Here is an 11,902-nt window from a genome sequence, read left to right on the forward strand (position 1 = left end):
CCTCCCACCGGCACCACCCGGGGGACGCTCGACCTGCCGCCCGGCGGCGAGGCGCCGGAGCGCGTCGACCCGGTGCCGGGGGCCGGTGCGCCGCAGGCCGGTGGCCGGCCGAGCGGGCGGCCCACCGGAGCGGCGCGGAGCACCGGCGCGGCGGCCGAGCCGGCGGAGCGCGCGGCGGGGCTGGCGGTCGAGGAATCCGCCACGCCGCCCGGTGAGGCCACGGGTGCCGCAGCGGACCGCTCGACCGCCCGTCGCGGTCGCGCGAACCCGCCGAGGCGGAGCGCGGCGCCGGTGGCGACCGACGCGGACACCGGGACGGCTTCCGGCCGGAGCATCCCGAGCCAACGCGAGGCGCCATCGGCGGACGTCCCGTCCACCAGGGATCCGGCAGCGGACGTGCCGCCGCCGAGCGAGGCGAGCGGAGTCGACCAGCCGGGGAACGGCCCGACGAGCCCGCCGACCACCGGCCCGAAGACCAGGCCCAGCCGCCGCGGCCGCTGATCCGCCACGCCCCGACACCAGGACCGGTGACTCGGCCAGCCCGGGCCGGGTTTATGCCGTACCGCCGGACAGGGTGGCGTGGCGCGGACCCGGCGGGTCAGTCGACCGGCCAGGTGTGCACGGGCTCGTTGCCGCGCTGGAGTTCGGCGTAGCGCTGGAGCATGTGGTGCAGCGCGGCGTCGCGGTCCATGCCCCGGTGCCGTTCGGCCGCCCAGACGGTCTCGGTCTGCCAGACCGCCCCGTTGCGGCCGGTACGGCAGCGCTGCTCGATGACGCCGAGCAGCCGGTCCCGCTCGGCCGGGGCGACGCCGAACCGGTCCAGCCCCTGGGCGGCCTTCGGCAGCAGGACGTCGAGCACCAGCTTGGTCACCGGGACGTCGCCCAGCCGGGGCCAGTGCAGCACGGCGTCCATGCCGCGGCGGGCGGCGGCGTGGAAGTTCTCCTCCGCGGAGCTGAAGGTGAGCTGGCTCCAGATCGGCCGGTCCGCCTCGGCCAGCCCCCGGGCCAGCCCGAAGTAGAAGCCGGCGTTGGCCAGCATGTCCACCACGGTCGGGCCGGCCGGCAGCACCCGGTTCTCCACCCGGAGGTGCGGGCGGCCGTTCATGATGTCGTAGACCGGCCGGTTCCAGCGGTAGACGGTGCCGTTGTGCAGCCGCAGCTCGCTCAGCTCGGGCACCCCGCCGGCGTGCAGCACCTCGACCGGGTCCTCGTCCTCGCAGATCGGCAGCAGCGGCGGGAAGTACCGGACGTTCTCCTCGAAGAGGTCGAAGATCGAGGTGATCCAGCGCTCGCCGAACCACACCCGGGGGCGTACGCCCTGCGCCTTGAGCTCGTCCGGGCGAGTGTCGGTGGCCTGCTCGAACAGGGCGATCCGGGTCTCCGCCCAGAGCTGCCGGCCGTAAAGGAACGGCGAGTTGGCGCCGATCGCGACCTGGACGCCGGCGATGGCCTGGGAGGCGTTCCAGTAGTCGGCGAAGCTGTCCGGCGCGACCTGGAGGTGGAACTGGAGGCTGGTGCAGGCGGCCTCGGGGGCGATCGAGTCGGTGTGCGTCTGGAGCCGCTCGACCCCCCGGATGTCCAGCTCGATGTCCTCGCCCCGGGCGCCGACGATCTGGTCGTTGAGCACCCGGTAGCGCTCGTTGGTGGAGAGGTTGTCGGCCACCAGGTGGCGTTCGGTGAGGGTCGGCAGGATGCCCACGAGGACGATCTTGGCGTCCGACTTCGCCGCGCGTTCGTCGGCGCGGCTGAGGCTGCTGCGCAGGTCCTGCTCGTAGTCGGCGAAGCCGACGCCCTCGATGAGCCGGGGTGGGGCGTTCAGCTCCAGGTTGAACTGCCCCAACTCGGTCTGGAAGAGCGGGTCGGCGATGTCGGCGAGGATCTGGTCGTTGCGCATGGCCGGCTCGGCGGCCGAGTCGACCAGGTTGAGTTCGATCTCCAGCCCGGTCATCGGGCGGTCGGCGTCGAACCCGAAGTCGTCCAGCATCAGCGCGAAGACGTCCAGGCACCGCCGGACCTTCTGCCGGTAGCGGACCCGGTCCTCCCGGGAGAAGGCGCCCTGCTCGACGTCCCTGCCCATGTGTCCTCCCGGCGCGAGGCGCAACGGAACCGTACCGTCCCGGAGCGCAGTGTGAACCACCCACGTTAAGAGCGTCCCGTTGTCGGAACCAGGGGTCCGGCCCGACGGTGCGCTCCCGGCGGCATCTCTACCCAGCCGGCGCCCGGGTCACCGGTGGCCGATGCCGAATGAGCCGTGACAATTCGCACCCGAGGGCGTACGCGAACGGGCCCGCGCCGTCGGTGGACAGCGCGGGCCCGTCGGATCGTACGGGGGGGATCAGGCCTGGCGGACGGCCTCGCCCTCGATCTCGATCTTGATCTTCTTGCCGACCAGCACGCCACCGGTCTCCAGGGCGACGTTCCAGGTCAGGCCGAACTCCTCGCGGTCGATCTCCGCGCTGGCGGAGAACCCGAAGATGTCCTGGCCGAACGGGCTGCGGCCGACGCCCTCGAACTCGACCTCCAGGTCGACCGGGCGGGTGACACCCTTGATGGTCAGCTCACCGGAGAGGACGAACTCGTTGCCCGAGCGGGACTTCACGCCGGTGCTGCGGTACTCCAGCGTCGGGAAGACCTCCGCGTCCAGGAACTCCGGGCTGCGCAGGTGCGCGTCACGGTCGGCCATTGCGGTGTGGATGCTGGCCGCCTGGATGGTGGCGGTGACGGAGGACTCCATCGGGTCCTCCGCGACGGTGATCGTGGCGGTCGCGTCGGCGAACTCGCCGCGCACCTTGCTCACCATCATGTGCCGCGCGACGAACCCGACCCGCTTGTGGGCCGCGTCCAGCAGGTACGTGCCGGCAGCCGGGATGGTCAGACCGCCCCAATCGCGGGTAACCGCTTCGGTGCTGCTGGTCATGGTGCTGTCCTCCAGGGGAGATTGTTTAGTTGCCCAACGACTGACTGAGCAACTATAAGCACAGCAATATTCCGTGTGTCAAGTACTGCTAGGATGGTCAAGTGGACGAGAACGTGTTCGACGACCCCCGGATCACCGCCGTCGGCCTCTTCTACGAGGTGTACGCCGGACTGACGGCCCGGTTCGCCGCCCAGTTCGACGAACACGGCCTCTCCTCGGTCGAGTTCGAGGTGCTGACCAGACTCGCGCGCTCGCCCGGCAACCGGCTGCGGATGACCGATCTCGCCGCGCAGACCTCCCTCTCCACCAGTGGGGTGACCCGGGTGGTCGACCGGATGGAACGCGACGGCCTGCTCTGCCGCCGGGCCTGCCCCTCTGACCGGCGCAGCTCGTACGCGGTGGTCACCGGCGCCGGCCTGGCCCGGCTGGACGAGATCCTGCCCGGGCACCTGCGGATCATCGAGGAGTGGTTCACCGGCCAGCTCCAACCGGCCGAGCTGGCGGCGCTCCTCCACGGCCTGCGCCGGGTCCGGGACGCGGTCCACCCGGGCGCGACCGCGGGCAGCACCGACCCCGCGCCGACCGAGGAAGCGGCGAAGGCGGGCCGCTGACCCCGGAATCCGTCGCCCCAGCCGCCCACCGGCAGAAAGACCGGCAGAACCGATCTACCGCCGGTCTATAGGGTTTGAAAAACCCCCAAATCACCCATCCGCAGCGGATAGTCTTGGTCAGCGGGGAGCACCGGGGGGTGCCGGCGCGAGCGATGAGCGAGGGGCATACCAGGGGGCTTTTTCGCTCGCGCCACCCCCGCGCCCCCTTCCCCGCGGACACCGCCGCGGGGCGAGTCCGCGGACGGACGACCGCATGATCAGTCGGGTGCACCCCGTCGGGCGCCGGACGTACGACGCGCCACCAACGCGTACAGCAGCGCCTCCTCCTGCGGCAGCAGACTGACCCCGCCCGCCCGGCGGGCCTCGTCGAGCCGCCTCAGCATCGTCACGTCGGCCGTGCTCGCCGCGAGCCCGACCAGCGCCTCCACCACGTCCCGCCGGTCCTGGCCGTCGACGCCCGCCTCGGCCGCGGCGGCGAACCACTCGGCCGCCAACTCCCGGTCGCCCTGGTACAGGGCGAGGTTGCCCTCGATCAGCGCGCAGACCGCGTCCTCCGGCCGACCGGCGGCGGAGGCGCCCGCGCCCCGCGACGGGCGGCGCTGCACGGGCACCGGGGAATCGGCCGCGCCCGACCGCAGCTCGGCCACCACCTCCAGCGCCTCGGCGGCCCGGCCGTCCTGGGCGAGCGCCAGCCCCACCGTGCCCAGCACCCGGCGGCGGTGCCCCGGGTCGCCCAGGTCGGCCAGCGCCGTCGCCACCCGCCGTCCCTGCTCCACCGCGTCGGCGTACCGGCCCTCCAGGCGGATCACCTCGGCCAGGTTGGCGCGGGCGAGCACCCGCAGCCGCCGCTCCCCGCACTGGGCGGCCAGCCGGTCCACCGCGGCCAGTCGGCGCCGCGCCCCGACCAGGTCGCCGACCCGGATGTCGTGCCAGGTCAGATTGTTCTGCGCGACCGCCATGTCCCGCACCCGCCCGTGCCGGGTGGCCAGCTCCAGCACCGCCTCGGCGTGCTCCCTGGCCTCGTCGTGCCCGCCGGTGGCGTGCAGCAGCGCGCAGAGCACCGACCGGGCCGCGAGTTCCCCGGACACCTCACCGGCGTCGCGGAAGACGGCCAACGCGGCGCGCGCCGCCGGCAGCTCCTCCGCCCCCGCGCCGTGCTCGGCGGCCAGCTGGGCCACCCCGACCAGCGCCCAGGCCCGCAGCACCGGATCGGCGTCGGCGGTACGCGGATCGGCCAGCAACCGGCGCAGCCAGCGCCGCCCGGAGACGTCCCGCCCCCGGAACCGCCACCACCGGGGCAGCGCGGCCGCCAGCCGCAGCGCGGTGACCGGATCGTCGCCGGCGGCGTGCGCCAGGGCGGCGCTGATGTCGCTGGTCGCCTCGTCGAGCAGGTGCACGGCGGCGTTCAGGTTCGCGCCCACCAGGTCCGGGGCGGCCCGGACCACCAGCTCGGTGACGACCCGGGCGTGCCGGCGCCGGATCAGGGCCAGCTCCCCCTCGCGGCCGGCCTGTTCGGTGGCGAAGTCGCGGACCGCGTCGAGCAGACGGAACCGGAACGGACCGGTGCCCCGGACGCTGAGCAGCCCGAGTTCGAGCAGCCGGTCCAGCAGCGGAACCGCGTCCGCCCGGTCGCCGCCGTCGGCCAGCAACTCCTCGGCCAGCTCCACCGACCAGCGGTTGCCGAACGCGGAGAGCCGGCGCAGCGCCGCCCGCTCGCCGGGCGCCAGCAGCCGGTAGCTGGTCGCCACCGCCTCGCGGAGGGTCACCGCGCCCTCCGCCGGGTCCCGGCCGGGCCGGCCCTGCGACGTGGCCAGGTCGAGGACGCGGTCGCCGTACCGGTCGAGCAGCTCGGTCACGTCGAGGATCCGGCCGCGGGCGGCCATCAGCTCGATCGCCAGCGGCAGCCCGCCCAGCCGGCGGACCAGCGCGGCGACCGCCGGCAGCTCGGCGGGGGTGGGCGGCTCGCGGCGTACCAGGGCGAGGCGGGCGGTGAAGAGCGCGGTGGCCGGCCAGCGGTCCAGGTCCGACCGCTCCGCCGGCACCGTCCCGGCCCGTGGTACGTCCAGCGGAGCCACCGGCCGGACCAGTTCCCCGGGCAGGCCGACCGGGTGCCGACCGGTCACCAGCACCCGCAGGGCCGGAGCCGCGGCGAGCAGCCGACGCACCGCCTCGGCCACCGGATCGGGTGCCCGTTCCGCCGCGTCCAGCAGCAACAACGCGGGTCGCCCGCTGATCCGCGCGGCGAGGTCGGCCAACCGGTTCACGCCGAAGACCCCGACCGAGGCGGCCAGCACGTCCGCCGTGTCGGAGCCCTCACCGACCAGCACCCCGGCGACGCCGGCGGCGTGGTCGGCGGCGACCGCGTGGGCCACGGTCAGGGCCAGCGCGGTCTTGCCGACGCCGGCCAGCCCGACCAGGCTCACCACCGGATGGTCGGCGCTCAGCAGGGCGGCGACCTCGGCGACGTCGCGGTCCCGGCCGATCAGCGGGACCGGCCGCGGGAGGGCGATCGGCGTACCGGAGGGGGCGGCGCCGGGGCCGGTGACCGGCAGGTGCCGGCCGGCCGGGGGCGGCCCGGCGGCGGACGACGGCCGGGCCGCGGCGAGGAAGGTCGTCCGGGCGGCGTGGGTCAGGTGCAGGGCGTCGGCGAGCAGCTCGACGGTGGTGCGCTGGGGGCGCACGGACCGGCCCCGCTCCAGATCGCGGACGGTCCGCACCCCGACGCCCGCCCGGGCGGCCAGCTCCGTCTGGGTGAGGCCGGCGGCGAGCCGGTGCCCGCGCAGCAGATCGGACAACACGGTACGGCCGTCCGGGCTCCGCGAACGATCATGATCCGGAGTCATGGGCACGAAGAGTACGGACCCGGTGCGACGGGCGGCAGGCCATCGTCGGCCAGCCGACGATCCGTCGCGGATATCCGACAGCGGTGCGACCCGTCCGGACCTCGACCGGCCCGGACGGGTCTGATCACCTCACATGCCGAGGTCGCGGGCGATGACCATGCGCTGCACCTCGCTGGTGCCCTCGCCGATCTCGAGGATCTTCGAGTCGCGCCAGAACCGGGCCACCGGGTACTCGTTCATGAAGCCGTAGCCGCCGTGGATCTGGGTGGCGTCGCGGGCGTTGTCCACCGCGACGGTGCTGGCGTGCAGCTTGGCGATGGCGGCGTGCCGCTTGAACGGCTCGCCGGCCAGCATCCTGGCGGCGGCGTCGTAGTAGGCCAGCCGGGCCGTGTGCGCCTTCAGCTCCATGTCGGCGATCTTGAACTGGATCGCCTGGTAGTTGCCGATCGGCTGGCCGAAGGCGTGCCGCTCCTTGGCGTACTTGATCGACTCGTCGACGCAGCCCTGGGCGAGGCCCACGGCCAGGGCGGCGATGGCGATCCGCCCCTCGTCGAGGATCCGCAGGAACTGGGCGAAGCCCCGGCCGCGCTGGCCGAGCAGGTTCGCCGCCGGGACCCGGCAGTCGTCGAAGGTCAGCTCGTGGGTGTCCGAGGCGTTCCAGCCGACCTTGGAGTACGCCGGCGCGACCGTGAAGCCGGGCGTACCCGACGGCACGATGATGGTGGAGAGCTCCTTCGAGCCGTCCGGCTTGGTGCCGGTGACCGCGGTGACGGTGACCAGCGAGGTGATGTCGGTGCCCGAGTTGGTGATGAACGCCTTCGAGCCGTTGATCACCCACTCGTCCGTCGTCTCGTCCAGCACCGCGCGGGTCTGGGTGCCGCCGGCGTCCGAGCCGAAGCCCGGCTCGGTCAGCCCGAAGCCCGCGAGGGCCTCGCCGCTGAGCAGCTTCGGCAGCCACCGCGCCTTCTGCTCGTCCGTGCCGAACCGGTAGATCGGCATCGCGCCGAGGGAGATCGCCGCCTCCAGGGTGATCGCCACGCTGGAGTCGACCCGGGCCAGCTCCTCCAGCGCCAGGCAGAGCGCGAAGTAGTCACCGCCCATGCCGCCGTGCTCCTCGCCGAAGGGCAGGCCGAAGAGCCCCATCTTGCCCATCTGCCGGACGATCTCGTACGGGAAGGTGTGCTGCTCGTAGTGCTCCGCGATGGTGGGGGCGACCACCTCGCGGGCGAACTCCCGCACGCTCTCCCGCAGCGCCTCTTGTTCCTCGCTGAGCCGGAAGTCCATCGGTTCCTCCTGTCAAGGACGGCTCCGCCGGTCGCTCGTGACGCCGGGCGGGTCCTGGGTCTGGTGGCGGTGGGTGCGCTGCGGTCTCGTCGCTGTCGCGGGTGGCTCGCGGTCGGCGGGTCGCGGTGGCGGCCCGGTCAGACCGGGGTGACGCCGTGCCGGCGCCGGGAGAAGTGCCGTTCCTTGGTGCGGGCGGCGGTGAACCGGCGGACCAGTTCGGCGCGCAGCTCGTGCGGCTCGACGATCGCGTCGACCACTAGCTCGCTGGCGAGCCGGACCACGTCGATGTCCCGCTCGTACTCCTCGCGCTTCGCGGTGACGAACGCGGCCCGCTCGGCCTCGTCCTCGATCGCGGCGATCTTGTTGGCGTAGACCGCGTTGACCGCGGCCTCCGCGCCCATCACCGCGATCTTCGCGGTGGGCAGGGCGATCGTGGCGTCCGGCTCGAAACCGGGGCCGGCCATCGCGTACAGGCCCGCGCCGTACGCCTTGCGGACCACCACGCAGATCTTGGGTACGGTCGCCTCGGAGATCGCGGTGATCATCTTGGCGCCGTGCCGGATGATGCCCTGCTTCTCCACCGCGCTGCCGACCATGAACCCGGGCACGTCGCTGAGGAAGAGCAGCGGCACGTTGAACGCGTCGCAGAGCTGCACGAACCGGGTCGCCTTGTCCGCCGAGTCGACGAAGAGCACCCCGCCCTTGAACATCGAGTTGTTGCCGACCACGCCGACGACCTCGCCGTTCAGCCGGCCGAAGCCGATGGTCAGCTCCTTGGCCCAGAGCGCCTGGATCTCGAAGAACGAGCCGTCGTCGAGCAGGCCCTTGACGTACCGGCGCATGTCGAAGGCCTGCCGCTCGCTGGCCGGGACCAGCGCGGCCAGGTCGACCTTGTCGGAGGCGGGGACGGCCTCGGCGGCCGGCGGCTGCTGCGTCCAGTTCGCCGGCAGGTACGACAGGTAGCGCTTCACCACGTCGAGCGCCTCGGCCTCGGTCTTGCAGAGGAAGTGCCCGACGCCGGACTCGGCGCAGTGCACCTTCGCCCCGCCCATCGCTTCGAGGGTGGTCTTCTCGCCGGTGACCATCTCGACCATCCGGTCGGAGCCGAGGTACATGCTGGCGTTGCCGTCCACCATGGCCACCACGTCGCAGAACGCCGGAATGTACGCCCCGCCGGCCGCGCTCGGCCCGAACAGCGCGCAGACCTGCGGGATGGAGCCGGAGGCGCGGACCTGGTTCCAGAAGATCTTGCCGGCGCCGCGCCGGCCGGGGAAGAGGTCGACCTGGTCGGTGATCCGGGCGCCGGCCGAGTCGACCAGGTAGACCATCGGCACGCTGGTCGCGTACGCCCGCTCGATGATCCGGATGATCTTCTCGACGGTACGCGCGCCCCAGCTGCCGGCCTTGACCGTGGAGTCGTTCGCCATCAGGCAGACCTGCCGGCCGTCGATGGTGGCGGTGCCGGTGACCACGCCGTCGGCCGGCAGCCCCTCGGCCATGGCGTTGGCGTAGAGCCCGTCCTCGACGAAGGAGCCCTCGTCGACCAGCAGGGCGACCCGCTCGCGGGCGAAGAGTTTGCCCTTGGCGGCGTTCGCCGCGTGGTACTTGTCCGCACCGCCGGCCCGGGCGCGCTTGCGCAGCTGCTCCAGTGCCTCACCGTCGAGCGTCACGCCGACTCCCTCGCCACCTGGGGCCGGCCACCTCGTGAGCGGGCCGACCGACCTGAACGATCGTTAGGTTAGCGCATCGGCGCGACGCTCGGCGACCCGCGGCGCCCTAGGCGGGCAGCGGGGTGAGGCGGGTGCGGGGACCGGCGCGGAGGACGCCGGAGGGGAGCTTCTTGCCGAGCAGCTCCTCGGCCAGCTCGGCGGCCTCGATCAGGACGTCCAGGTCGATCCCGGTGTCGACGCCCATGTCGTGCAGCATGTGCACGGCCTCCTCGGTGGCCAGGTTACCGCTCGCCCCCGGGGCGTACGGGCAGCCGCCCAGGCCGCCGACGCTGGCGTCGAACTCGGTGATCCCCAGCTCCATCGCGGTCAGCAGGTTGGCCAGCGCGGTACCCCGGGTGTTGTGGAAGTGCAGCAGCACCGGGATATGGGCGTTGCGGTCGCGTACCGCGGTGATCAGCTCGCGGACCCGGCGCGGCGTGCCCATGCCGGTGGTGTCGCCGAACGCCACCCGGTCCGCGCCGTCGCGGGCCACCCGGTCGACGATGCCGGCGACCCGCTGCGGGTCGACGTCCCCCTCGTACGGGCAGCCGAAGCTGGTCGCCACGATCACCTCGGCCCGGGCGCCCGAACCGTGCAGCAGGTCGATCAGTTCGGCGATGTCGTCGAGGGACTCCTCGGTCGACCGGTTGACGTTGCGCCGGTTGTGCGTGTCGCTGGCCGAGACCACCACCTCGATCTCGGTGAAGCCGGCGGCCAGGGCGCGCTGCGCGCCGCGGGTGTTCGGCACCAGCGCCGAGTAGCGCACGCCGTCGGCCTTCGCGGCCCGCTGCCACACCTCGTCGGCGTCCGCCATCTGCGGGATCGCCTTCGGATGCACGAAGGAGACCGCCTCGATCCGCTTGACGCCGGTGCCGGAGAGCGCGTCGAGCAGCCGCACCTTCGCGCCGGTGGGGATCGGGTCCTCGTTCTGCAGCCCGTCGCGCGGTCCGACCTCACGGATGGAGACGAAGTCCGGCAGTTCCGCCATAAGGGGTCACCTCACTGTGACGCGTCGCTGTTCTGGGGTCCCCCCAGCCTCCCACTCCCACCCCGCCGGCCGCACCCGACGCGGTCAGCGCATCCGGCCCACGATGCCGGTGTCGTAGTCGCCGGAGAGGAACTCCTCGTTCTCCAGGAGTTCGGCGAAGAAGGGCAGGTTGCACTTCGGGCCGGCGATCTCGAACTGCGCCACCGCGGCCTTGGCGCGCTCGACGGCCTCGGTCCGGTCCTTGCCGCTGACGATCAGCTTGGCCATCAGGCTGTCGTAGAACGGGGTGACCGTGTTGCCGGCGACGTAACCCGAGTCGACCCGGACGCCGGAACCCGTCGGCTCGTTCCAGGTGGCGATCGCGCCCGGCCCCGGCAGGAAGCGCTTCGGGTCCTCGGCGTTGATCCGCAGCTCGATGGCGTGGCCGCGCGGCGCGAGCGCGTCCGGGTCGAAGGTCGGGGCCAGGCCGGCGGCCACCCGCAGCTGCTCCTCCACCAGGTCCACCCCGTAGACCAGCTCGGTCACCGGGTGCTCCACCTGGAGCCGGGTGTTCATCTCCAGGAAGAAGAACTCGTTCGTCGCGGGATCCAGGAGGCACTCCACCGTGCCGGCGTTCCGGTAGCCGACCGCCTCGCCGGCCCGTACCGCCGCGGCCAGGAAGCGCTCGCGCAGCTCGGGCGAGACCGCCGGGGACGGCGACTCCTCGACCAGCTTCTGGTTGCGCCGCTGCACCGAGCACTCCCGCTCGCCGAGGGCCACCACCCGGCCGTCGGCCAGGCCGAGGATCTGCACCTCGACGTGGCGCACCCGGGGGAAGTACCGCTCGATCAGCACCGAGCCGTCGCCGAACATCCGCTCGGCGAACGAGCGCACCTTGTCGTACTCGGTGCGCAGCGCGGCCTCGTCGATCGCCGCGCCCATGCCCATGCCGCCGCCACCGGCCGCGGCCTTGACCATCACCGGGTAGCCGATCTCCGCGGCAGCGACGACCGCCGCCGCCAGGTCGGCCGCCGGGTCGGTGGTGCCGGGGGCGATCGGCACCCCGGCCGCCGCCATCAGGTTCCGGGCGTTGATCTTGTCGCCCATCGCGGTGATCGCGTCCGCGCCGGGTCCCACCCAGATCAAGCCGCTGGCCTCGACGGTACGGGCGAAGTCGGCGTTCTCCGACAGGAAGCCGTACCCGGGGTGGATCGCCTGCGCGCCGGTGGACTTGGCGGCGGCGAGAATCGCCTCCACGTTCCGGTAGCTCTGCGCCGGGTTCGCCGGGCCGACACAGACCGCCTCGTCGGCCTCGGTCACGAACGGCAGGCCGGCGTCGGCCTCCGAGTGCACCACGATCGCGCGGATCCCGAGCCGCCTGGCGGTGCGGATGATCCGGCGGGCGATCTCGCCCCGGTTCGCGACCAGCAGTGACTCGATCATGTTTCCTCCCGGCGTCCAGGGGTGGGGACGGCTGTCAGGTAACCACGAGCCGCGGTTACTCACGAGTCGCCTGGCACCCGTGACCCGGTCGGTGACCGGGTGGACGGGGGTCAAACGGGGGTCAGGCG

At 73.1% G+C, this 11,902-nt stretch carries 7 protein-coding genes and 3 pseudogenes; 1 reads left to right on the forward strand and 9 read right to left on the reverse strand.

The window, feature by feature from the left end:
- From DKT69_RS37080 to DKT69_RS37090, 3 genes and pseudogenes are all read right to left on the reverse strand, one after another.
- A pseudogene (locus DKT69_RS37080) lies at positions 1-509 on the reverse strand (hypothetical protein); the annotation flags it as partial.
- 89 nt (positions 510-598) lie between these two features.
- The gene (locus DKT69_RS37085; protein WP_109806008.1) at positions 599-2,077 is read right to left on the reverse strand and encodes a glutamate-cysteine ligase family protein; all 1,479 of its coding nucleotides are present in this window, start codon (positions 2,075-2,077) and stop codon (positions 599-601) included.
- A 258-nt stretch (positions 2,078-2,335) separates the two neighbouring features.
- Complete coding sequence (locus DKT69_RS37090) at positions 2,336-2,917, reverse strand: YceI family protein (RefSeq protein WP_109806009.1); 582 nt, start codon at positions 2,915-2,917, stop codon at positions 2,336-2,338.
- 101 nt (positions 2,918-3,018) lie between these two features.
- On the opposite strand from DKT69_RS37090, the gene DKT69_RS37095 reads away from it, so the two are divergent.
- Positions 3,019-3,528 carry a MarR family winged helix-turn-helix transcriptional regulator gene (locus DKT69_RS37095; RefSeq protein ID WP_109806010.1) on the forward strand — a complete coding sequence of 170 codons (510 nt, stop codon included), beginning with the start codon at positions 3,019-3,021 and terminating at the stop codon, positions 3,526-3,528.
- Positions 3,529-3,785: 257 nt separating this feature from the next.
- Here DKT69_RS37095 and DKT69_RS41570 read toward each other — a convergent pair.
- From DKT69_RS41570 to DKT69_RS37120, 6 genes and pseudogenes are all read right to left on the reverse strand, one after another.
- A pseudogene (locus DKT69_RS41570) lies at positions 3,786-4,079 on the reverse strand (hypothetical protein); the annotation flags it as partial.
- A gap of 75 nt (positions 4,080-4,154) precedes the next feature.
- Positions 4,155-6,371 (reverse strand): annotated as a pseudogene (locus DKT69_RS37100) (ATP-binding protein); the annotation flags it as partial.
- A 129-nt stretch (positions 6,372-6,500) separates the two neighbouring features.
- Positions 6,501-7,655, reverse strand: coding sequence for an acyl-CoA dehydrogenase family protein (locus DKT69_RS37105; protein WP_109806012.1), 1,155 nt, complete (start codon positions 7,653-7,655; stop codon positions 6,501-6,503).
- Positions 7,656-7,792: 137 nt separating this feature from the next.
- Positions 7,793-9,325 (reverse strand): acyl-CoA carboxylase subunit beta, encoded by a 1,533-nt coding sequence (locus tag DKT69_RS37110; RefSeq protein WP_109806013.1) that lies wholly within the window; start codon positions 9,323-9,325, stop codon positions 7,793-7,795.
- Between the two features lie 106 nt (positions 9,326-9,431).
- Positions 9,432-10,352: a hydroxymethylglutaryl-CoA lyase gene (locus DKT69_RS37115; protein WP_109806014.1), complete on the reverse strand. Its 921-nt coding sequence runs from the start codon at positions 10,350-10,352 to the stop codon at positions 9,432-9,434.
- 84 nt (positions 10,353-10,436) lie between these two features.
- The gene (locus DKT69_RS37120; RefSeq protein ID WP_109806015.1) at positions 10,437-11,774 is read right to left on the reverse strand and encodes an acetyl-CoA carboxylase biotin carboxylase subunit; all 1,338 of its coding nucleotides are present in this window, start codon (positions 11,772-11,774) and stop codon (positions 10,437-10,439) included.
- Between the last annotated feature and the right edge of the window lie 128 nt (positions 11,775-11,902).

Origin of the sequence: Micromonospora sicca (assembly GCF_003172935.1) — a bacterium.
In the GTDB taxonomy this organism is placed as follows: Bacteria; Actinomycetota; Actinomycetes; order Mycobacteriales; family Micromonosporaceae; genus Micromonospora; species Micromonospora sicca.